The organism is Sporomusa rhizae (assembly GCF_041428845.1).
Classification (GTDB): Bacteria; Bacillota; Negativicutes; order Sporomusales; family Sporomusaceae; genus Sporomusa; species Sporomusa rhizae.
Map to the genome: position 1 here is coordinate 4,580,436 of NZ_CP156925.1, position 22,325 is coordinate 4,602,760.

Below are 22,325 nucleotides of genomic sequence, written 5' to 3' on the forward strand. Positions count from 1 at the left end.
GACACTCTTAAAAGAAAATTCAGTCAATAACTATGTTCTGCTGTTTGATTTTGAAGTTTTTTTGTATGTTGCCAGATATACTTCAGGTAGTATCAACACCAGCTGGTTGGCAAAACACATCAGGAAGGGGATTAACAATGGACTCAAATTTACCCATTGGCGTATTTGATTCAGGTGTCGGCGGGCTCACAGTGTTTCGTCAATTGCGAAACATGCTACCTACAGAAAATATAATCTATTTTGGTGATAGCAAACGGAATCCCTATGGTCCACGCTCAGAAGCAGAGATTTTGCAATATGTCGATGAAATACTGTCGTTCATGCAGGACAACCATGTGAAAGTGGCGGTATCGGCCTGTAATACCATTACGGTATTGCTGGAAAAGCTTGAGCATACGTATCCATTTGAAATTGTAGGTATGGGTAGAGGCGTTCTCAGCGCACTGGGAATGACAAAAAACAACCGTATCGGCGTACTTGCCACCGAAACAACCATTCGGAGCGGCAAACATGTTTCCGAAGTGGTTACGCGCAATCCCGAGGTAAAAGTTTTTCCTATCGCCTGTCCCAAGTTTGCCAGTTTAGTGGAAAACGAACATCTTGATGACGAAGCCATAGAGACGGCTGCCATAGACTATATTTCCCCACTGAAAGACGCAAAAGTAGATGCTGTGATTTTGGCGTGCACGCATTATCCGATGCTTACGCCGGTGATTAGCAAAATTATCGGGCAAGCGTATCTGGTGGATCCGGCAGAAGAAACAGCCATTACAGTAAAAAACCTGTTAGAAAAAGCAGGACTGTTGCGTACGAACGGACAGGGCTATAGCCGGCTATGCTTTTCTGCCAATGTAGACAAAGTAAGACGGATCGCCAATAAAATAATGGATATCACAAACTGTGAGTTTGAGCTGCTTGATATGGCGTCCTATAAAGAACATCCAGCAAAAGTATATGCATAGTTAAGGGAGGGGAAATTATTATGGCAGAAGCAAAAAAAGGATTAGGCTTAGGCAGCAAAATCATGATCGGCATGTTTCTAGGTTTTGTTTTCGGGCATTTCTTTCCAACCTATGGAGCGGCGTTAAAGCCCCTTGGGGACATCTTCATCCGTATGATAAAGATGATTGTCGTACCTTTGATTTTTAGTGCACTGGTCATGGGAATCGCAGGGACAGGAGACTTTAAGAAACTCGGTAAACTGGGGTTGAAAGCCACGATTTGGTTTGAGGCTGCGACTACACTCGCTTTAGCGGTCGGGCTGTGTTTTGCAAATTACTTTCAACCGGGTAATGGTGTAGTGCTGAGCGGGGTCGATGCTTCGGCGGCTCAGCAGATGGCTAGTAAAAGTATCGATTTTATGCAAACGGTAGTAAACATCGTTCCCACGAATATAGTGGACGGCATGGTCCGCGGCGATATGCTGCAAATCGTATTTTTCTCTACTTTCTTTGGCATAGCGGCAGCGGCCATGGGGGAAAAAGGGGAACCGGTTGTAAAATTGGCAACCAGCCTGGCAGAGATTATGTTCAAATTTACTTTTTATGTTATGAACCTTGCGCCTTACGGTGTATTCGCATTATGTGCGTTTACAACCGGAAAATACGGTCTTGCTATGCTGATTCCGTTAAGTAAACTTGTTTTTAGCCTCTATTTTGCACTGTTTATATTCCTCGTAATTCTCTTTACGTTCGTTGCCATTGTTACAAAAGTAAATATTCGGCATTTACTAAGAGTGATAAAAGAACCTGCTATTCTGGCATTTACTACGACCACCAGTGAAGCGGCCCTTCCGGTTGCTATGCAGAACTTAGAAAAACTAGGTGTGCCCAAGCACATTATTACCTTTGTATTGCCGACAGGCTATACCTTTAATTTGGACGGTGGTACCTTATACAGCGCCTTAACCTTGATGTTTATTGCTCAAATATACCATGTTGATTATTCTTTAGGGCAGCAAATCATGATTATGCTGACACTTATGCTGGCAACCAAAGGAATTGCCTGTGTGCCGGGCGGCTCATTTATCGTTGTAGCCGGAACCGCTGCCTCTCTCGGGCTGCCGATGGAGGGCGTAGCCTTACTGATGGGGGTTGACCGCGTCCTGGATATGGCCCGGACGGGATGCAATTTGATTGGCAACTGTGTTGCCGCCGTTGTGGTTGCCCGTTGGGAGAAAGAACTTCCTGAAGATAGACTTCAACAAGGCTATCTGGTTAGTTATGACTGATAACCCCTAATAACGTCTCGTTTTAGAATAAGGCAGGATCAATATTTCGTTATTGATTCTGTCTTACTCGTCGTCTACCGGGGACTACTTGTAGAGTTCCATAACGTATTACAACTTTATGTTATAATTAAGAAACAATATAGTGCGGATTCATGGTGCAGGATGCGTTTAGAATTTATTCTAAACGATATCCGGCATCCAGACAGTATAAAGAAAGCAGGGCTTGTGGATGACATCATTCATTATAGTTGACGATGATATTGGCATTCGTGAGATTATTAAAAAAATAATAAAGAAACATGATTTAGGGATTGTTCTGGCCGAATGCGAGGAAGGCGAACAAGCCGAAGCACTCGTTCGCGAGCATCAACCGGATATTGTGTTTATTGATTTATTACTCCCTGGCCGGAATGGTATACAAATATTAAATGCCGTTCGCCCGTTTTGCGAAAATACGGCATTCATTATGATTTCTCAGGCCAACAGTGAGAAGCTGGTAACCCAGGCTTACCAAAGTGGCATTGAATTCTTTATTCACAAACCTATTAACGTACTGGAAATCGTATTTATAGTCAACAAGGTGCTGGATAACCGCAATATCCGGCAAGCGATGTCTCAAATCTGCAAAACAACGTCTCAGTATTCAAATGCTTCTCCTGCGACTGGTAATAAAGACTATAACAGCGTACAAAAAACGAAGATATATAAAATATTCTCTGAGCTGGGAATCCTTGGCGAGAAAGGAACCCAGGATATTTTTAAGATGGTGCAGATAGCCGAAAAATATATTCACCAAGACAGGGTTGATTACCAATTATCGCAAATCTTTCAGCATATCTCACTTCAATCCAATCAGGATGTCCGTACCATTGAACAACGGGTGCGCCGGACGATCGCCAAAGCGTTAGAGAATACGGCAAACATCGGGATTGAAGATTATTATAACGAAAGATTTGAAGCCTACAATTCATCCTTATTTGACTTCAAAGAAGTTCGCATTGAGATGGATTTTATTAATCAGAAAAGCAAATACCACGGTAAGGTTAACGTAAAAAAGTTTGTTGAAGGACTACTTTTTATTACAAACGGGTAAGGTGATATGGTGTTTACATTAAGGCGGAAAAAGTACGCCCAATACTATTTACTTTTGAATACCGTATTTTTAGTGGCATTAACCAGCGCCTTGTCTGTTCATCCATTTGATAATCATTTCCGCTTTACGTTTGGCGTTACCATGCTGTCTATTTTGTTATTGTATTTTCCCCGGCTTCCGGTCATAACTACCGCCAGCTTGAGCGCAGTACTGATTATGGGTTCCCGGGTCCTGTTCTATACGGTTGCGGATAGTGATACTACTTTATATAAAAGCCTGATGTTAAGCTTGCCTGCCCTCTGCTATTATATTATTTTTGGCCTTGGTTTTCAGGTATTCCGGATTCGCAGCAATCTTAGAAATATCCCTGTAATGATCTTAAAACTAAGTTTTATCGATTTTGTCAGTAATCTGGTAGAGCTCTACTTCCGCCACACCTTTAGCATCAGTGAGTCGGTAGGCTTTTTTACTTCACTCGTCGGAGTGGCTGTTTTTCGCTCCATCCTTACAGCCTATGGATATTATGCGCTAAAACAATACCGGATGTTTATTATGGCCGAAGACCGCTTAAAGCGATATACGCAGCTGGTTATGGTTTTTGCCAAAATAAAGACGGAATTATATTTTTTGCAAAAATCATCGCAGGATATTGAACAGGTTATGGAGGAAAGTTTCTTGCTATTTCAGGAACTGGATACCTTAGCCTTGGAATTTAAAAAGATAAATCCGTCCTCCGAGCGAGCCTTAAAAATTGCCAAAGATATTCATGAGGTCAAAAAAGACTATTACCGGGTTGTTAAAGGAATTGAAGATGTTGTAACTCCCTCAGCCAAAGAGAGTGGCATGAACATCTCGGAAATTTTTTATATCATCGAGCAAAATACAGTTCGTTTCTTAAATGTCGATACCAAGAAAATCCGGATTATATACAAGTATGATGACGATTTTGTAACCGATAAGCACTATATGCTTGTATCCATTTTGAATAACTTAATTATTAATGCGATTGAAGTATGTGGTGAATATGGTGTGATAATCGTCAGCCAAATAAGGACCGGCGATCAGGTTATATTTAGTGTCGAGGACAATGGCCATGGTATTCCTGATGAAGATATTGAACTTATTTTTGTCCCCGGCTACTCAACCAAATATTCCGAAACCACCGGCAAAATGTCTACCGGCTTAGGCCTGGCTCATGTAAAAAATCTTACCGAAATGTTGGGTGGTACACTCCGGGTAGATTCCCAGATAGGTCGGGGAACTAAGTTTTCTGTATTCTTACCGTTTAGTAAATTGTTTGAAGAACGCCCCGGACAAGGTAACTCCGGGAGAAAGCTTGCTAACAGGGAATTGCATTAATAACCAAATTAGAAAGAGGAAGCAAAAAAAGCCTCCTATTGCAGGGTTAAGAATTACCCAACTTTAGGAGGCTTCACTATGCTCTTTCTTACACGCGGAACTTACTAATCGCAGATTGCAGTTCCTGAGCCAGCATCGCTAAGTTCTCACTGGCTGAAGCGATGCCATTCATTGTTGAGGTCTGCTCTTGCATAGCCGCGGAAACGGTCTGGGCTTCCCCGGCCGCCTGCCGGCTAATCGACTCAATCTTCTTGACCGACCCTACCGCTTGCTGACTGCCGCCGGCCATTTGCTGGATAGCGCTTGATATCTCCTTAATTCGCTCAGATACCGCAGTTACTAAACCGACAATTTCCTTAAAGGCTTGACTGGCAGAAGTAACAACCTCGGCTCCCAGCTTAACTTCACGGGTTCCATTATTCATCGCGTCAACAGCTTTATCCGTCTCTCCCTGAATTTCACCGATTAACAATGCAATTTGCTTAGAGGCTTCCTGCGACTGTTCAGCCAGTTTCCGCACCTCTTCGGCTACGACGGCAAACCCGCGCCCTTGTTCACCCGCCCGGGCAGCCTCAATAGCCGCGTTAAGAGCCAGAAGGTTGGTCTGTCCGGCAATACCAGAAATCGTATCGACAATCTGACCGATTTCCTTGGAACGTTCTCCTAATTTTGCCACAACTTGTGCAGAAGTGTTAACCGTCTTTTCGATAAAGTTCATTTGCTCAATCGCTTTAACCGCCGCTTCATCGCCCTGTTTGGCCTTATGGGCAGCCTCCACAGACTGCGCCGCCACTTCATTGGCATTGGCGGCTACCTGCTGGGTACTTGCCGATATCTGCTCTACCGCCGCCGAAGTAGTAAGTATCGTTGTCATTTGCTCCTCAGCACCTTGAGCCACATCGGCAATGGCAACCGCAACCTGATTAGCGGTTTGTGTTGATTGCGCCGCACTGGCGGTAAGTTCTTCGCTAGAGGCCGCCAAGAGTTCAGCGTTAACGGTTATTTGTTTAATCAAACTTTTTAGCTGGCCGGTCATCGCGTTAAACGCTTCCGATAATTGCCCTACTTCATCCTTGCTTTCTACCGGCAAGCTCTGCGACAGGTCGCCCGCAGCTACTGCCTGCGTACTGCCTACAAGGCGGGCAATCGGTCTGGTAATAGAACGGGCAATAAAAATGGCAGCAACAATGACCAGTATGACGGCTGCGGCTACTAATCCACCAGATACCATCAAATTGGCCCGGGCATTGGCCAGCGCTTCTGTCTCGGCTACCTGCATGACAACGCCCCAGCCTGTTGTCGGCACAAACGCATACCCGGCCAGTTTCTGCTGACCCTCAAAGTTATACGCCACAGTCCCCGTTTCCTTGGCAATGGCCTTCTGTACAGGCAGTACCTGTTTCAGATCGGTCTGGTTATCAACATATTCTTTAAGTGGATGAGCGATAGCTTTGCCCGTATAGTCGGTGATATATGCATAGCCGGTATTACCTGTTTTTACAGTGGCGGCCTTCGTTCCCAAATCGACTAAGTCAAGATTTGCAAAAATAGCACCAACTAAACCGCCTTGCGCATTTTTAATTGGCAGACAAATAAAAATACCCGGTTTGCCGGTGGCCTTTGAAATCAGCACTTCACTGACAGCTATATCTTTCCCCTTCATAACAGTCTGGAAGTAATCCCTGTCAGCTATACTGATCAACTTACCCGAATCCCGCGCGATTTGCTGTCCTGATGGTGCGACGGTAACTACGGCCGAAAAATCAGAATTTTGTTGCTTTACTACTTGCAAAATTGAGGTTTGCTGTGCAGGGTCCATGCTTTGAATCTGCGGCAGTTGACTTATTGTCCTTAGCATAGCAATCCTGGACTCAATCATATTGTCGACATCATTAGCCAAATTCAACGACAGCTGCTGATTCTCTTTGTAGGCATTACTAACATCGTCCTGATAGGATTGATAGCCGTTAATAGCACTAAGAATTATCAAAGGCACCAAACTAACCAATGAAAAAAAGAGAAGCAACTTGCTCTTCAATCCCATAGATAAGTACAGCTTGTTCACGGTCAACCCCTCCTACTAGTTTTTTATTACACATTTCAACATAGCTTCACATAATCCCTTTATTTTCCTTATTCTCGGGTTAGCAGGACTACAAATAAAAAAAGAAGACCTGCCAGGCCCAAGCTTGACAAGTCTCCAAAAACTATGCGTTACTTAATGTCCGAGCAACGCGATCTGAATAAAAAACAGAACCATAAACAAGTACAGAATCGGATGAACTTCTCTTCCTTTGCCGCGCAGCAGCTTTAACACCGGGTAAACAATAAATCCTATGCCAATACCGGTAGCAATACTATAGGTCAACGGCATCGTCGTGACAATCAAGAAGGCCGGAAACGCCTCCTCCATATCTTGCCAATCAATATATCTAAGCCCATTCATCATAAAAAAACCAACAATAATTAGTGCCGGTGCTGTTACAGCCGGAATAACCGACAACATTTTGGCTACAGGCGAAAAAAACAGCATAATGCCGATAAGCACCGCTACGGTAATTGCAGCAAGACCGGTACGTCCGCCGGCAGCTACGCCCGAACCTGATTCAATATAGGTAGCTGTCGGGCTGGTCCCCAGCAGCGAACCGATAACCGTACCCGTAGCGTCGGCTAAAAAGGCACTGCGGGCCCGCGGCAGTTTGCCGTTTTCCAGAATGTTAGCCTGCTCGGCAATCCCCAGCAAAGTACCGGTTGTATCAAATAAGGTAATAAGTAAAAAGGTAAACACTACCGAATATAATCCCTGTTGCCAAATAGCCGCGATATCTAACTGGAACAACGTTTTTTCCAAACCTCCGGGGATGACCAGCCATTGTTCCGGCAATACCAGTACCCCTTTTGCATACGCCAATAGCGACGTAAGCAGCATGCCTACAATAAAAGCGGCCCGCACCCGGTATACCATTAAGACAAGCGAAGTAATCAGCCCGACAACCGATAACATTGCCGTTGTCTCCGTCAGATTGCCCAAAGTAACCAAAGTTGCCGGCGAGTCCACAACAATTTTAGCACTTTGCAGGCCGATAAAACAAACAAATAACCCAATGCCGGCCGTTATGGCGTGTTTCAGGCTGGTCGGAATAGCTTCCAGCAGAATGGAACGCAGTGAAGTTAACGATATAATAAAAAATAAGACCCCGGATACAAAAACTGCGCCCAACGCCATTTGCCATGAATAGTCTGAACCTGCCACCACACTGTAAGCTAAGTATGCATTAAGTCCTAGCCCCGGGCCAATAACGATAGGATAATTAGCAAAAGAACCCATGATGAGAGTAGCGATAATACTGGTCAGCCCGGTTGCCAAAAACACTCCGTTAAAATCCATACCCGTTGTGCTTAATACTGCCGGAATAACAATCATGGCATACGCCATAGTCAAGAATGTAGTAAATCCGGCAAGCACTTCTGTCCCAACTGTTGTGCCGCGTTCCTGTAGCCCAAACCATTTTTCCATAAATTGCACCTCAATTACTGCGTCTTATTAAAAGATATAGACGTTATTATAACAGCTATGTATCGCATACACAATATCCTTGCATGTATTATACTGTTTTTTTACTATATACTCCGCCCTGCTATAAATGGTAAAATAGAAAGCCGCAGGCCCTGGTAAACTAAGAATTAACGTTTCGTAGTCTACCTAGGGCCTGCGGCTATTTCTATATTTCAAAAGAAGGGGTATTATTAACTCCGTTAATTAGCTACCGATGTTGCCTTATCCATTGGGTCCAAGATACCTCTAGTCCGGGGTTCTGTACAACATAATCATAAAAGTCCCTGGTAAATTTCGCCCGTTCCACATAGGCCTTAGCTTTCCACGGATCCTTGGAAGTAGCTGTACGAATATCCTGACCACCAAGCAGCCACTGACGGGTCATAATATCGTCATAGCTGACTTTTTTCGCATTATGTAGCATGTCAACCATTGCCATAAACGTAGTGGTCCGTCCTTCACCGGCTTCACAGTGTAAATGCAACCACGCATCTTTGGGGAGAGCTTTATAAAACTGGAGGAACTGCTCAACATTTTCATTGCTCGGAGGGGTATAATCAGCTACCGGGATACGGTAGTATTTCACGTCAAATGCTGCCGCAAGGTCACCTTCTGTAATTGCGTTAGTTACTTTTCTTTCCGTCGTCGAAATAACAGACTTATCCGCAGCTTGTCTGGCAACGTTAACCGGAGCGTTTAGTGTACTTTTTAGCAAGTCCCGTTCAATTGCTTCGACTTCTGCGGCATTTTTACCAAAGTTCGCCCTTTTATAAGCACTATACCAACTAACCCCCATGCCATCCAAATAGCCGTGGGATTCACCGCGCAAATCCAAGATAACTAAGCGGTCAACAGGCAGCTTCGTAACCATTTTGGCAAATTCCAACTGAGAAAAATAACTACTGCCAGACAATTGCAATTTATCCATACCTGTTCTCGAAGGTAATTTGCCATCCCTGACAGATCTTTTAAAGGAGTCGCTTGCTTTCCTGAAATCCTTAGGCATCTGTATCGCATCATTCCGGTCAACTTTCAAAATCAGCACACCCGGCTCCGGCTCTGTGGCCGACACAGGCAATATTAACTGACTAAAAAAAATTACCGTCAATGCGATTGCATAAAGTATGGTTCGCTTATTTTTAATATTTTCCATAAAAGTTCTCCTCCCCAGATTATATTAATCGAAACATCTTTAGCCAACTTAGAAAAATAACGCTACTACCGTTTGGTTATATCTTGGTTACTTTTCGGTTGTTTGAATTGTTTTAGTTACATATTGATAATATTATAATCTATTTTCTGAGTATTTGCAATATATTTTAGGATTTATTTTGGTTATTTTAGTTGCATATTTAATATATGTTTGTTATGTTTTGGATCAACATTCTCATTTTTTCTGTGTAAAAATAAATATAACTCTCCCCCGCCGTGTCAAGGGGGCAAGGTTGCCTGTGCATCTTTCCCATTTGCGCTCCGCTAATTTACACTTTTGCTTACGTAGTCTTAACAGCCCGCATAGTTAATCCACTTGTCTTTTCTCCAGATACACTTTTTGTATCTATCTCACTTTTTTCAATAAAAATAAACTAATTTGTCTGAAAATGTAGCCCATGATACATTTTTCAAGAAGCTTTTTAGTTATAATAAGACCAGATTGCAGCAGTGTTGTGTAATAGCGTAACATGGGGAATTCTGTACAATATATCTTACTTATAGACTGAAATAAGGTGTGTTGTGAATGTACAAAGAAGTATTTGATGACAAACGGCAAACAGAGATGCGGGCTTTTTTTCGCGGGGAGTTGGCAAAATGGGGTTACTGTAAGAGTTATCCTAAAGGCCATTTGATTGATCCTCTTTGTTGTGAGAATGCTTTCGGTATTGTAACCAAAGGCATAGTGGCAAAAACCATTATTAGTACGCATGGCAAAGAAAAGCTACTTTATTTGCTTCGCTCCGGTGAGATTTTTGGCGAAATGAATTTGCTGGGCGGCGGAGCTCTGAATTATGTGGTAAAAGTGAAAGAACCAGCGCAGGTCTCTTTTGTCAGTAAAGAAATGTTGACACAAGCCGTGGAACAAAATCCGAAAACGTATGAGTATCTTATGCATAGCATGACAAGAAAATTTCGGATTGTGCTGCTTCAGTCAACAAATCACTTATTCAATGACGCGCGAGGACGCGTGGCAGAAGCGCTTCTTCGTCTGACCGCATGCTCAAATGAACCTGTTCAGGATGCTACCGATATGCCGATGATTTCCTCTTCCTTTACGCAAAGTGAGCTGGCTCAAAATGTAGGCTGTTCACGTATTACCGTAACACGGCAATTGAAAGAATTTATGAACGAAGGGTTAATTCGCATCCAGAACAAAAAAATTGTGATTTTGGATATGGAAACCCTGGCAAGCTACACTGATCGTATTCAGTAACAGCAAGATGGCAGCAAAAAAAGAAGGGAGTGAGTGTATGATCAAACTAGTCGGTATTGTGATTGTTGTGTTAGGACTGGCTTTTCGGTTTAACCCTTTACTTGTAATTATTGCCGCCGGATTTGTTACCGGCCTGGTATCCGGAATGGCACCATTAGAGATCCTGGATGCAATCGGAAGTGCCTTTGTCACAAATCGGTACATGTCTTTACTTATTCTACTGCTTCCCGTCATTGGTATTTTAGAACGCCATGGACTGCGAGAGCAGGCCGAACGTTTTATTTTAAACTTAAAAGGAGCTACTGCGGGTCGTGTAATGCTGCTGTATATGCTCTTTCGCCAAGTCACAGGAGCACTGGGGATGCAATTGGGCGGCCACCCGAGTTTTATTCGCCCGATTGTCTCCCCTATGGCGGAAGCAGCCGTTGCCAAGGGGCGGACATTGCCCCCCGAGGTACTGGATGAAATCAGAGCTATGGCAGCTACATCCGAGAATTATGGCAATTTTTATGGTCAATTACTTTTTATTGCCGCAGGCGGTTTACTGTTAATTAAAGGGGTTATGGAACAGGCCGGCTATCAGGTGGATTTAATAACCATGGCCTTGTATGCTCTACCTACCGGCATAGCCGCTTTAATTATTGCAGGGATTCGCTATTCGCTGTTTGATCGTAGAATGGAACGTCTTTTGCAAGAAAAATTCTTCGATGACGGCAAAGGAAGTGCTATGTAATGAAAATCACCTTAGAGCATATGTACTATCTGATCGGCCTAATATTGTTTATTTTCAGCGCTTATACAATATTCGATAAAAATCATAAGGCAAAATGGGGAACTGCCGCTTTTTGGCTGCTGTATGGCATAACCTTTGTAGGAGGTAAGAGCATTCCCGCCTGGCTGGTCGGTGTGATGGTTATTTTGATGGCTGCTATAGCCAGTATGAAATGGCTTTCCTCCGGTGTTTATGGTGAAAATTCTAAAGAAACAAAAACACAAGAGGCCTTACGCTTTGGCAATCGTCTGTTTTTGCCAACTCTCATCGTGCCAATCGTAACATTCTTAATTGCCAAATTTACCGAGTTGGGTGCTTTAGTCGGTTTGGGGATAGGCTCCTTGTGCGGACTGGCTGCGGCACTCGTTATGACCCGTGAATCCTTATCTGTAGCCGGCAACGAGGGAAGACGTCTCATTGACGCTATCGGCTGGGCTGTTATTTTATCGCAATTCTTAGCAGCTTTAGGCGCTCTGTTTGATAAAGCCGGCGTTGGCAAAGTAGTTGCAACTATGGTGGCATCCGTCGTACCGACCGGCAATTTATTAGCGGTCGTGGTGGCTTACTGTGTGGGAATGGCCTTATTTACTATGATTATGGGCAATGCTTTTGCCGCCTTTGCCGTTATCACGACAGGTATCGGCATCCCCTTAGTGATTCAGCTTCACGGAGCCGACCCGGCCATTATGGGCGTACTGGGGATGCTTTCCGGGTATTGCGGTACTTTAATGACACCGATGGCCGCTAATTTCAATGTAGTTCCAGCTGCCTTATTGGAGATGAAGAATAAGAACGGGGTTATCAAAGCGCAAATTGCCACAGCTCTCCCACTGTTACTGATTCAAATAGTACTCATTTATTGGTTGGCTTTTTAGGAGGTAGGATAAAATGAAAGTATTGATAACAGGCTTTGACCCATTTGGCGGGGAAACCGTAAATCCCGCCCTGGAAGCAGTCAAACAGCTGGACGGAATCGAAATCGCCGGAGCGAAAGTGGTGACACGGGAGATTCCTACTGTACGCGGTAAATCGATTGCTGCTTTAAAAAAAGCGATAGAAGATGTGCAGCCGGAGATTGTGATTGCTGTTGGCCAGGCCGGCGGGCGGATGGAGATTACGCCGGAACGGATTGCTATTAATGTCGATGATTTTCGGATTCCCGATAATGAGGGAAATCAGGTCATTGACGAGGCGGTCGTTCCTGAAAGTCCTGCGGCCTACTGGTCTACTTTGCCGATAAAAAAAATTGTAGCCGAACTGCGGCAAGAGGGAATTCCGGCCAGCGTGTCTAACTCTGCAGGCACTTTTGTTTGTAATCATATTTTTTATGGCTTGATGCATCATTTACAACAAGAAGGCAGTATCCGGCGAGGCGGCTTTATTCACATCCCCTATTTGCCACAGCAAGCAGCAAAGCTTTCCGGACAGCCAAGCATGGCGTTGGATATAATTGTTCGCGGGCTGAAAAAAGCAATCGAGGCGACAATAATGGCAAAAACCGATGAACGGCATAGCGGCGGGACGATTTGTTGATATCATGAGTTAAAAATCCACTCATTAGCGATATTTATATAAAAAAAACGAGAACTAGCCATTTTACGCAAGGCTAGTTCTCGTTTTTTAGTGTGAGTCAAGGGGACGGTTCTCTGACTCATTGTAATTTTTGAACTATATTTCTACCAATACCAAACATTTCTGCTATTTTGTCGCACTGATAAACTTGATTATGCTTTTATTTCAATTATTAATTCAAAATCTTATTTTATCATCGTCATCAAAGGAAGCTTTCTTTTCTCTCGTCTTCTCTGACCATTACGTGATATATTTTTAGTAATCTCTCGTAGTGGCAGCCATGATAAAATTGATGCAGTATCATTGATATATAATATGTTAATGATTATGAGAGGTACATTAATCAATAAAAAACATAGTTATTGTCCATTCCTATTTACATGAGTCAGGGGACGGTTCCCTGACTCATTGTAATTTTTGAAGTATATTTCTACCACTACCCAGCATTTCTGCTATTTGTCACACTGATAAACTTGACTTTGTTTTTTTATTCAATATTAATTCAAAATCTTATTTTATCATCGGCATCAAGGAAGATTTCTTTTCTCTCATTTCCTCTGACCATTACATGATATATTTTACTCTCACTTCTTTTCCGGCTTTCCCTTAGCATCTTTTCCACCCTTTTCTTGTATTTTACGCCAAAAGGCGATGAGTCAAGGAACCGTCCCCTGACTCATTACAAAGTTCCAACCAGGGTTGGCGCATAAAACTCCGGCAATGTCAGCCATGCTCCCTTTTGTCCATTCTTAAAATACATTTACCTGTTATTTTGTGAATGAAAGCAGCGGAATGATGTGGATTGCTGCCTCCCTTATTTTTCTGAAAGATCACTCAATTCTCAACACCAAGTCCACCTCAGAAAGATATTTTTTAGTCGAATTTATCTGGCCATTTTGGTTTCATAGCTAAAGATAAAATCTTCATCCCCTATAAAATCCGCTCTATATCTATATTTTAAACAAGTTATTCAGTGAGTAAATTTCATCAAAACCTGCTTGACAGATGCCAAAAGCCATTATAGAATGAAATCAAGAAATAGTAAATATTGTCATTATGTTCGTCATACGCGAACATGATTTAAGTTCTTTTCGAAAAAACGCAGAGAAAGCATATCTACCTGCGCCAAAAAATGTTAAATATTGTCGGATGATAGGTACGGGAGAGATCCACCTTGAGTGGACGCCGAAGGAGCAAGTGGACCGAATCTCTCAGGCAAAAGGACCGTACCTTGACGAGTCTCTGGAGAGACCGCTGAATGCGGCACCGATGGGGTATGCGAATGGAATGGGTCGCGAATCTCTCAGGTTAAAAGACAGAAGCCAATTATGGCTTCTGTCTTTTTATATATCAACATAAGAAGGAGAGATAATGAATGCGGTTTGTGGTCACCAATAATCCCAAGGTCAGGGACTGCTTTGCTGCCCGGCATTTGGAGCGCTGCTACCAACTCATTTGGGTCGAGGGCTATACCGAAGATGTTCTTCACTCCGTCCGGGATCTAAGCCATCAGTGTCATCGTCTGCTTACCCACCCCTTGACAGGCAGCATCAAGCCAAACCAAACGCCCTATAAAACCGTGGTAATGGAAAACACTTCTGCACAGGTTCCCGAACCGGATTCTGTTGTGCTTGCTGAAACCGCATTAGCAAAAACAGTTGCAATGCTTCGTGATAGACCTCGGCCTGAGGCGGCTTTTCGCCATCTTGACGACTTCGCGGTAATCGACCTCGATTTCTTCTTGAGCTATCTAGCGGTCTGTCTACGCTGAAATCATAATTACTTCACGGGCCTTTTTCCGCAATGCTTCGTTGTCGTCGGTTTACATATGTCCGATATGTGCGCCTCCTCCGCCTCGCCTTGCGAAAAAATTCCCGCGAATTCTTTTACGCTTTCAACGTAGTCAGACCACTAGGCGGAAGCCCTGATGCCCCTACTAAACCACAATATATGAAGGGAGGATAAAAATGCAGCATTATGACATTATGATCATCGGCGCTGGTCCGGCCGGCTTGACGGCGGCCATTTACAGCGCCAGAAGCAAGCTTAAGACAATGTATATTGAAATGCGAGCCAGTGGCGGTCAAGCCGCCACTACCGACGAGATTGAGAACTATCCGGGATTTTCTAAGGGCGTTACCGGCCCCGAACTCGCCACCGAAATGGAGGAGCAGGCCAAACGGTTCGGAGCGGAAAGACTGGTGGCTAAGGTCCAGGGAATACAGAGTGACGGAGACTACCGTATTATTAAGACCAATAAAGGTGATTTCAGTGCCAAGGCCGTGATCATAGCTACCGGAGCCACATCGAAACTTCTCGGTTGCCCTGGCGAACTCGAATTCCGGGCCCGGGGCGTTTCCTATTGTGCCACGTGCGACGCCGCTTTTTATGAGGGGGCTAACGTCATGGTAGTCGGTGGCGGCAACTCAGCGGTTGAAGAAGCTAACTATCTTACGAAATTCGCTGACAAAGTGTGGCTGGTGCACCGCCGCAACGCATTAAGGGCAACCAAGCTTGTTCAGGAACGGGCTTTGGCAAATCCCAAGCTTGAGGTCATCTGGAACTCGGTGGTCGAGAAGATCGACGGCGATGGTGTGGTGGAAACCGTAACTTTGCGCAATCGGGTTACTGATGAAAAAACCGAAATGACGGTCGACGGAATCTTCATCTATGTTGGCCTGGAACCGAATACCGCTTGGCTGGAAAACCTAATCGAACTGGATGAACATGGCTATATTCCGACAGATGAAAACATGCGTACTAACCTTCCGGGTATATATGCCGCAGGTGATGTTAGGACCAAACTGCTGCGGCAGGTAGTTACCGCGGCGGCTGATGGTGCCATCGCCGCTTTCCATGCGGAAAAATATATAGAAAATCATTTTGACAAGGAGGGAAAATAATGGCCAATTTGACTGAACTAACCAAAGAAAATTTTGAGCAGGAAGTGTTCCAAAGTGATTTGCCGGTGCTTGTTGATTTTTGGGGACCAAAGTGCGTTCCCTGCATGGGTCTCATGCCGTTGGTCGAAGAATTGGCGGCAAAGTATGCCGGCAAAGTTAAGTTCTGCAAAGTAAACACCACCGAAAACCGTCGCCTGGCAATACAGGTCAAAGTTATGAGTTTGCCGACTTTTCAGTTTTACAACAAGGGGGAATTGGTCGCTGAGTTAAACGGCCAATTTGGTCAGACAGAAATCGAAGAAAAACTAAATGCTTTGATAGGCTAACGAACAGGAGGGAATAGGATGCGCCTTACTCTTGGTAAGATTCATATCAAAGGAGTAAATTTTGGCAATACCACCAAAATCGAAAACGGAGTGCTGTTTGTCAACAAACAGGAGCTAACCGGGCTGCTCAGTGAAGATGCCCGTATCGCCGGCATCGAGCTATTTCTTGCCAAGCCCGGCGAAAATACAAGGATTGTGCCGGTCAAAGACGTTATCGAGCCCCGCGTAAAGGTAGAAGGCCCCGGCAATGTTTTTCCCGGCTTTCTGGGCAAGGTTGACACCGTCGGTACGGGCCGCACCCATGTGCTGCAGGGCGCCGCAGTGGTAACCTGCGGAAAGATTGTCGGTTTTCAGGAAGGCATCATCGACATGACCGGTCCCGGTGCGCAATATACGCCATTTTCCAAGACCTTTAACGTGGTAGTCAAAATCGAACCGGTTGCCGGCCTCAATCAGCACGAACACGAGAATGTTGTCCGGATGGCCGGATTTAAGGCTGCCGCCTACCTGGGCGAAGCCGGCAGGACAGTCGTTCCGGACAGCGAAGAAATTTTCGACTGGCCGAGTCTTAAGGAAGCTATGAGCCTTTACCCCAATCTGCCCAAAGTGGCCTATGTGTATATGCTTCAGACTCAGGGACTGCTGCATGACACCTATGTGTACGGCATTGACGCCAAACGCATCCTGCCGACGCTGATTGCTCCGACAGAGGTGTTTGACGGGGCGATTGTGAGCGGCAACTGCGTTTCAGCCTGCGATAAGAACCCTACCTATGTGCACCTCAATCAGCCGATCATCACCGAACTGTTCAAACGTCACGGCAAGGATTACAATTTTGTCGGCGTGATCATTACCAATGAAAATGTTACCCTGGCCGATAAAGAGCGTTCTTCCAACTATACGGCCAGACTGGCGGAAATGCTGGGTATCGACGCGGCGATCGTAAGTGAGGAAGGCTTTGGCAATCCTGACGCCGACCTGGTAATGAATTGCCGCAAGCTGGAGCAACAAGGCATCAAGACCGTTTTGGTCACCGACGAATATGCCGGCCGCGACGGCAGTTCCCAGTCTCTGGCGGACACTGCCTCCGAAGCCACGGCAGTAGTCACGGCGGGGAATGCCAATCAAACCATCGTCCTGCCTAAAATGGATACTCTCATCGGCCATGCCGAGGCAGTTGACGTGATTGCCGGCGGTTTCAACGGCTCGCTGCGCCAGGACGGCAGCATAGAAGTAGAAATTCAGGCAATTACCGGCGCCACCAGCGAAGTCGGTTTTGGCAAACTAAGCGCTTTAGGCTTATAAGAAAAAATGCAATTCACCATCAAATAAAAGGAGGAAAACGTATGGCTATTTTAGCTGGAAAGAAAGTTATCATCATCGGTGACCGCGACGGCGTTCCCGGTCCGGCGATTGCCGAATGCGCGCTCAGCGCCAAAGCGGAAGTGGCTTTTGCCACTACCGAATGCTTCGTCTGAACTGCTGCCGGCTCAATGGACTTGCAGAATCAGGCCCGGATCAAAGAACTGGCTGAACAGGTAGGCGGCGACAATCTTGTCGTACTGCTCGGGGCCGCTGAACCCGGCAGTGCTTCTATCGCCGCGGAAACAGTCACTCTGGGCGATCCGACCTATGCAGGTGTATTGGCAGGAGTCCCGTTGGGACTCTCAGTGTATCACATTATCGAACCGGAAATTAAAGCCGAAATTCTTCCTAACGTTTACGAAGAGCAAGTCGCCATGATGGAAATGGTTCTGGATGTTGACCGCCTTACCGACGAAGTCACGAAAATGCGTAAGGAAAACAGTAAATTCTAAAAAAGGGGGTAATTTCGTGTCCAAACTGCGGGTAGTTCACTATCTGAATCAGTTCTTCGGCCAGATTGGCGGCGAAGATAAAGCAAATACCGCCACGCTCAAAAAGGACGGGGCTGTCGGTCCCGGCCTGGCCCTGAACGTGGCATTGAAGGACGACGCCGAAGTGGTAGGCACCGTTATCTGCGGCGATAGTCATTTCGCAGAAAACATGGATTCCGCTTTAGGCCAGATTATAGACTATATCAGGGAATATCAACCCGACCTGGTGCTGGCGGGCCCGGCTTTCAACGCCGGCCGGTACGGCACGGCCTGCGGCGCGGTCGCCGAAGCCGTCCAGGCACAACTCGGTATCCCGGCAGTAACCGGCATGTACATTGAAAACCCTGGCGTTGATATGTACAAAAAGTCGATATACATTGTTAATACTCCCAATTCGGCAGCCGGTATGAGAGACGCCGTTCCCAAGATGGCGGCCCTGGCTCTGAAGTTATTTAATAAACAGCCGGTAAGCCCGGATAAGGATCATTATATTCCCCGCGGTGCCCGTAACAACTTCTTCGCCGAAAAAACCGGAGCGGAGCGGGCTGTGGATATGCTGGTCGCCAAACTGCACAACCAGCCGTTCACTACGGAATTGCCAATGCCGACATTTGACCGTGTTCCGCCCAACCCCGCGGTCAAGGACATTACCACAGCAACCATCGCGCTGGTTACCTCCGGCGGGATTGTTCCCAAGGGTAATCCGGACCATATCGAATCCTCCTCCGCATCCAAATACGGTAAATATTCACTGGCAGGCGTCAACGACCTGACTGCCGAAACGCACGCCACCGCTCACGGTGGTTATGATCCCGTAGCCGCCAACGAAGATCCTGATCGCGTTCTGCCGGTGGATGTACTGCGCGACCTTGCAGCAGAAAACAAGATCGGCAAGCTGCATGAATACTGGTATTCAACCGTCGGCAACGGTACCGCGGTCGCCAGCGCAGCCCAATATGGCCGGAGTATCGCCGGCGAGCTTAAGGAGGCAGGAGTTCAGGCCGTCATCCTGACATCGACCTGAGGGACTTGTACTCGCTGCGGTGCAGCGATGGTCAAGGAAATCGAACGGGCCGGCCTGCCGGTGGTTCATATGTGCACTATCGTGCCTATCAGTAAAACGGTAGGTGCAAACCGAATTGTACCGACTGTGGCTATTCCTCATCCGCTGGGCAATCCCGCGGTTTCCCGTGAGGAAGAAAAAGCGTTGCGCCGCGAACTGGTGGAACGGGCACTAAAAGCACTTACCACCGAAGTTGACGGGCAAACCGTGTTTGAGCAATAGCCGGGGAATGCATTAGAAAAACTTGGCTTTTGACAAGTTCGTTAGAACGCCGGCACAAGCTCTAAGATTTTTCTTATTCCTTAGATAAAGTAATGAATTTTATACTTGCCGACGAGATGATAACAAAAGGGGAATGGTGCCGTGCGCCCTTCCCCTTTACACTAAATTGCGGAGGTTCGTTACTATGCCTGTAATCAAAGGAGTGGCCTATTCACTGGTCCATACCCCGAATATTCTGTACCACAATGGTAGCACTCAGGTAACCGAAAAACGCAAAAACCCCGGCTCAGAATATTTGCTTAAGCTAAAAAAGCAGTTGCGCCCCTATGACGCCGCCGTGGCGTACGCACCGAATCAAGCCTACATCGGCAACATTGCGCTTGACGAATTACGAAATATACCGCGCCCGTGGTATAAAGAACCACTTGAACAGGCCTGCCGTACCGGAAAATACGGCGAAATATTACCGGAAGACGAATTTTACGGCCTGATGAAAATCGTCGATTCCTTTGAGCTTGTTATCCTGGAAGCAAACTTTGCCAAAGAAGTAAAAGCCAAACTGGCCCATCACCCACTGCTCGCTGACTCCCATCTTGCCCGGATCGGCGAAGGAAAAGACATTGCGGAAATAAACAAATTGGTTGACCAACATACCGCAGAGGGCCTCTATCTTGAGGATCGTCTGGTAGGCTGTGTCCGTCAGGCCCACGAAGTTGATATTTCGCTTTCCGCCCATGTAATGCTGGAGAACCTTGCAACCAAAGCCTCGAGTGTTTTAGTTGTTCTTGAGCTGCTTAAAAACAGCGGCATACCTGCAACCGATATCAGCTATATTATCGAATGCTCGGAAGAGGCTTGCGGCGACATGAACCAACGCGGCGGCGGCAATTTTGCCAAGGCCATAGCGGAAATCGCCGGGCTGACCAATGCCACCGGCAGCGATATCCGCGGTTTCTGCGCCGGTCCCTCCCACGCCCTTCTCCAAGCCGCCTCGCTGGTCCAGTCAGGAGTCTTCGACAACGTCGTTGTTGTCGGTGGCGGCTGTGTGGCAAAGCTGGGCATGAACGGCCGGGACCATGTGGCCAAGGAAATACCGGCACTGGAAGATGTGCTTGGCAGCTTTGCCCTGCTCATTTCCAAGGATGACGGCATCAGCCCTCGCATTCGCCTGGACGTTCTCGGCAAACACAATGTAGGCACCGGTTCTGCGCCTCAGCAAGTCATGAAGGCGCTGGTCGCTGATCCGTTGGGTAAACTGAACATGAAAATAACGGATGTCGATTATTATTCCGTTGAAATGCAAAATCCCGAAATCACCGAGCCGGCCGGGGCGGGCAATGTTCCGGAAGCCAACTACAAAATGATTGCGGCACTTGCTGTTCTGGCGGGTGAAATTGCCAGAGACGACATACCGGACTTTGTTAAAGCTCACGGCTTGCCCGGATTTGCGCCCACCCAGGGACATATCCCATCCGGCGTACCCTTGCTCGGCTTTATCCGCGATCAAATGCTGGCGGGAAACATGACTACCGCGATGCTGATCGGCAAAGGCAGCTTGTTTTTGGGGCGGATGACCAATTTATTCGATGGTCTGTCGATTATTATTGAAAAAAATAACGGCCTGCAGACGGAAGAAGCGAAGATCAGCAAGGACAGTATCCGTTTGCTGGTGGCGGAAGCCCTGCGCGATATGGCCAAAAGCCTGGGCTAGGAGGTATGGTATGCACGATGTAAAACAGCTTGTTGCCGAAGTTTTAAAGGAAACCGCCGATATGCTGGCTGCCGGCAATCCGCCTATTCAGGCAAAGGTAGGCATTACCCTGCTTGGCAGTGAACACGGTGTCGCCGAAGTGCTGGCGGGCGCAGAGACCGCTCAGCGGCAGCTTGGGGACGTCAAAGTAGTGGCTATTGGTCCTGCCGATGTCAAAACACAGCTTACCCTAGTTCCTGCCGACAGTGATGAAGCATGTCATGCGAAAATGGATGAACTGCTGGCAGCCGGCGAACTCGACGCGGCGGTTACCATGCATTACAATTTTCCTATTGGGGTTGCCACCGTAGGATTAGTAGTTACTCCTGGCCGCGGTGACAAAATGTTTATCGCTTCGACCACCGGGACCGCCGCCACCGACCGGGTGGAAGCCATGGTGCGCAGCGCCGTGCACGGCATTGCTGCGGCTAAAGCCTTCGGCATAACGAAGCCCACCGTCGGCATTCTCAACGTCGACGGCGCCCGGCAGGTCGAACGCTGCCTGACCGAAATGCAGGCACGGGGCTATGAAATTTATTTCGCGGCCTCAGGCCGCAGCGACGGCGGCGTCATCATGCGCGGCAATGATCTTTTAACCGGAACCCCGCAGGTAATGGTCACCGATAGCCTTACCGGCAACTTGCTCATGAAGCTTTTTTCAGCCTACACTACCGGTGGCAGCTACGAATCGCTGGGGTATGGTTACGGGCCGGGAGTTGGGGAAGGTTATCACAAGATCATCCATATTATTTCCCGGGCGTCGGGCGCGCCGGTTATCGCCAACGCTATCCACTATGCGGCCGTTATGGCCAAAGGCAGGTTAACCGAGGTGGCGGCAAAGGAAATCGCCGCAGCCGGCAAAGCCGGATTAAAGGACATTGCCAAACCTCAGTGCGGCCAACAGCAGGCGTCTGTAAAAAAAGCACCACCCAAAAAAATCGTAAGTGAACAAATAGCCGGCATTGATGTGCTGGAACTGGACCAAGCCCAGCAGCTCTTATGGGCTGGGGGCATTTACGCGGAGACAGGCATGGGCTGCACAGGACCCATTATCTTGGTGGCGCCCGAAGATTTGGCCCCGGCGAGGGTTATCTTGCAGGAAAATCACATCCTCGTCGCCGGATGATACAGCAAGACTGTCTGAACAGCCAATCATGACTTTTTGAGATTTCTATATTTGATGCATTCCTTATTT

The 22,325-nt window shown here is 46.6% G+C and carries 19 protein-coding genes and 1 riboswitch; of the genes, 16 read left to right on the forward strand and 3 right to left on the reverse strand.

What is annotated here, in order from left to right; all coding sequences use genetic code 11:
- Window positions 1-137: 137 nt before the first annotated feature.
- The 4 genes from murI to SRRS_RS21555 all read left to right on the forward strand — a co-directional run bounded on the left by murI (window position 138) and on the right by SRRS_RS21555 (window position 4,682).
- Window positions 138-962: a glutamate racemase gene (murI, locus tag SRRS_RS21540; protein ID WP_371363425.1), complete on the forward strand. Its 825-nt coding sequence runs from the start codon at window positions 138-140 to the stop codon at window positions 960-962.
- Window positions 963-982: 20 nt separating this feature from the next.
- A complete protein-coding gene (locus SRRS_RS21545; RefSeq protein ID WP_371363426.1) occupies window positions 983-2,230 on the forward strand; it encodes a dicarboxylate/amino acid:cation symporter in 1,248 nt (415 codons plus the stop codon).
- A 229-nt stretch (window positions 2,231-2,459) separates the two neighbouring features.
- On the forward strand, window positions 2,460-3,323 hold the full coding sequence (locus SRRS_RS21550) for a response regulator (protein ID WP_371363428.1): 864 nt from the start codon (window positions 2,460-2,462) through the stop codon (window positions 3,321-3,323).
- 6 nt (window positions 3,324-3,329) lie between these two features.
- The gene (locus tag SRRS_RS21555) at window positions 3,330-4,682 is read left to right on the forward strand and encodes a sensor histidine kinase (protein ID WP_371363429.1); all 1,353 of its coding nucleotides are present in this window, start codon (window positions 3,330-3,332) and stop codon (window positions 4,680-4,682) included.
- An 88-nt stretch (window positions 4,683-4,770) separates the two neighbouring features.
- On the opposite strand, the gene SRRS_RS21560 is transcribed toward SRRS_RS21555, so the two are convergent.
- From SRRS_RS21560 to SRRS_RS21570, 3 genes are all read right to left on the reverse strand, one after another.
- Window positions 4,771-6,747: a methyl-accepting chemotaxis protein gene (locus tag SRRS_RS21560; RefSeq protein ID WP_371363430.1), complete on the reverse strand. Its 1,977-nt coding sequence runs from the start codon at window positions 6,745-6,747 to the stop codon at window positions 4,771-4,773.
- Between the two features lie 153 nt (window positions 6,748-6,900).
- Entirely contained in the window at window positions 6,901-8,199 is a 1,299-nt protein-coding gene (locus tag SRRS_RS21565) for an NCS2 family permease (RefSeq protein ID WP_371363432.1), read from the reverse strand.
- A 247-nt stretch (window positions 8,200-8,446) separates the two neighbouring features.
- Window positions 8,447-9,391 carry a protein tyrosine phosphatase gene (locus SRRS_RS21570; protein WP_371363433.1) on the reverse strand — a complete coding sequence of 315 codons (945 nt, stop codon included), beginning with the start codon at window positions 9,389-9,391 and terminating at the stop codon, window positions 8,447-8,449.
- A 585-nt stretch (window positions 9,392-9,976) separates the two neighbouring features.
- Here SRRS_RS21570 and SRRS_RS21575 point away from each other — a divergent pair.
- The 12 genes from SRRS_RS21575 (at window position 9,977) to grdD (ending at window position 22,256) form a co-directional block, all read left to right on the forward strand.
- Window positions 9,977-10,666, forward strand: coding sequence for a Crp/Fnr family transcriptional regulator (locus SRRS_RS21575; RefSeq protein WP_371363435.1), 690 nt, complete (start codon window positions 9,977-9,979; stop codon window positions 10,664-10,666).
- Between the two features lie 37 nt (window positions 10,667-10,703).
- Window positions 10,704-11,399, forward strand: coding sequence for a DUF969 domain-containing protein (locus tag SRRS_RS21580; protein WP_371363436.1), 696 nt, complete (start codon window positions 10,704-10,706; stop codon window positions 11,397-11,399).
- Window positions 11,399-12,313: a DUF979 domain-containing protein gene (locus SRRS_RS21585; RefSeq protein WP_371363438.1), complete on the forward strand. Its 915-nt coding sequence runs from the start codon at window positions 11,399-11,401 to the stop codon at window positions 12,311-12,313. Before SRRS_RS21580 ends, SRRS_RS21585 begins: the two co-directional genes overlap by 1 nt.
- Before the next feature lie 13 nt (window positions 12,314-12,326).
- Window positions 12,327-12,971, forward strand: a complete 645-nt coding sequence (gene pcp / locus SRRS_RS21590; RefSeq protein WP_371363440.1) for a pyroglutamyl-peptidase I — start codon at window positions 12,327-12,329, stop codon at window positions 12,969-12,971.
- A 1,188-nt stretch (window positions 12,972-14,159) separates the two neighbouring features.
- Window positions 14,160-14,247, forward strand: a riboswitch (glycine riboswitch).
- Between the two features lie 138 nt (window positions 14,248-14,385).
- The gene (locus SRRS_RS21595) at window positions 14,386-14,781 is read left to right on the forward strand and encodes a GrdX family protein (protein ID WP_371363441.1); all 396 of its coding nucleotides are present in this window, start codon (window positions 14,386-14,388) and stop codon (window positions 14,779-14,781) included.
- A gap of 196 nt (window positions 14,782-14,977) precedes the next feature.
- Window positions 14,978-15,913: a thioredoxin-disulfide reductase gene (gene trxB / locus SRRS_RS21600; protein WP_371363442.1), complete on the forward strand. Its 936-nt coding sequence runs from the start codon at window positions 14,978-14,980 to the stop codon at window positions 15,911-15,913.
- The gene (locus SRRS_RS21605) at window positions 15,913-16,239 is read left to right on the forward strand and encodes a thioredoxin family protein (protein ID WP_371363443.1); all 327 of its coding nucleotides are present in this window, start codon (window positions 15,913-15,915) and stop codon (window positions 16,237-16,239) included. The genes trxB and SRRS_RS21605 overlap by 1 nt, the downstream gene beginning before the upstream one ends.
- An 18-nt stretch (window positions 16,240-16,257) precedes the next feature.
- Window positions 16,258-17,544: a glycine/sarcosine/betaine reductase component B subunit gene (locus tag SRRS_RS21610; protein WP_371363444.1), complete on the forward strand. Its 1,287-nt coding sequence runs from the start codon at window positions 16,258-16,260 to the stop codon at window positions 17,542-17,544.
- 41 nt (window positions 17,545-17,585) lie between these two features.
- Entirely contained in the window at window positions 17,586-18,056 is a 471-nt protein-coding gene (gene grdA, locus SRRS_RS21615) for a glycine/sarcosine/betaine reductase complex selenoprotein A (RefSeq protein WP_371363445.1), read from the forward strand.
- A gap of 16 nt (window positions 18,057-18,072) precedes the next feature.
- Window positions 18,073-19,380: a glycine reductase complex selenoprotein B gene (gene grdB, locus SRRS_RS21620; RefSeq protein WP_371363446.1), complete on the forward strand. Its 1,308-nt coding sequence runs from the start codon at window positions 18,073-18,075 to the stop codon at window positions 19,378-19,380.
- 184 nt (window positions 19,381-19,564) lie between these two features.
- Window positions 19,565-21,091 (forward strand): glycine/sarcosine/betaine reductase complex component C subunit beta, encoded by a 1,527-nt coding sequence (grdC, locus tag SRRS_RS21625; protein WP_371363447.1) that lies wholly within the window; start codon window positions 19,565-19,567, stop codon window positions 21,089-21,091.
- Between the two features lie 10 nt (window positions 21,092-21,101).
- Window positions 21,102-22,256, forward strand: coding sequence for a glycine/sarcosine/betaine reductase complex component C subunit alpha (gene grdD, locus SRRS_RS21630; protein WP_371363449.1), 1,155 nt, complete (start codon window positions 21,102-21,104; stop codon window positions 22,254-22,256).
- Window positions 22,257-22,325: the final 69 nt, after the last annotated feature.

Coding starts and splice junctions, on each gene's coding strand:
- murI (WP_371363425.1), top strand. CDS start 138: ATGGACTCAAATTTACCCATTGGCGTATTTGATTCAGGTGTCGGCGGG.
- SRRS_RS21545 (WP_371363426.1), top strand. CDS start 983: ATGGCAGAAGCAAAAAAAGGATTAGGCTTAGGCAGCAAAATCATGATC.
- SRRS_RS21550 (WP_371363428.1), top strand. CDS start 2,460: ATGACATCATTCATTATAGTTGACGATGATATTGGCATTCGTGAGATT.
- SRRS_RS21555 (WP_371363429.1), top strand. CDS start 3,330: ATGGTGTTTACATTAAGGCGGAAAAAGTACGCCCAATACTATTTACTT.
- SRRS_RS21565 (WP_371363432.1), bottom strand. CDS start 8,199: ATGGAAAAATGGTTTGGGCTACAGGAACGCGGCACAACAGTTGGGACA.
- SRRS_RS21570 (WP_371363433.1), bottom strand. CDS start 9,391: ATGGAAAATATTAAAAATAAGCGAACCATACTTTATGCAATCGCATTG.
- SRRS_RS21575 (WP_371363435.1), top strand. CDS start 9,977: ATGTACAAAGAAGTATTTGATGACAAACGGCAAACAGAGATGCGGGCT.
- SRRS_RS21580 (WP_371363436.1), top strand. CDS start 10,704: ATGATCAAACTAGTCGGTATTGTGATTGTTGTGTTAGGACTGGCTTTT.
- SRRS_RS21585 (WP_371363438.1), top strand. CDS start 11,399: ATGAAAATCACCTTAGAGCATATGTACTATCTGATCGGCCTAATATTG.
- pcp (WP_371363440.1), top strand. CDS start 12,327: ATGAAAGTATTGATAACAGGCTTTGACCCATTTGGCGGGGAAACCGTA.
- SRRS_RS21595 (WP_371363441.1), top strand. CDS start 14,386: ATGCGGTTTGTGGTCACCAATAATCCCAAGGTCAGGGACTGCTTTGCT.
- trxB (WP_371363442.1), top strand. CDS start 14,978: ATGCAGCATTATGACATTATGATCATCGGCGCTGGTCCGGCCGGCTTG.
- SRRS_RS21605 (WP_371363443.1), top strand. CDS start 15,913: ATGGCCAATTTGACTGAACTAACCAAAGAAAATTTTGAGCAGGAAGTG.
- SRRS_RS21610 (WP_371363444.1), top strand. CDS start 16,258: ATGCGCCTTACTCTTGGTAAGATTCATATCAAAGGAGTAAATTTTGGC.
- grdC (WP_371363447.1), top strand. CDS start 19,565: ATGCCTGTAATCAAAGGAGTGGCCTATTCACTGGTCCATACCCCGAAT.
- grdD (WP_371363449.1), top strand. CDS start 21,102: ATGCACGATGTAAAACAGCTTGTTGCCGAAGTTTTAAAGGAAACCGCC.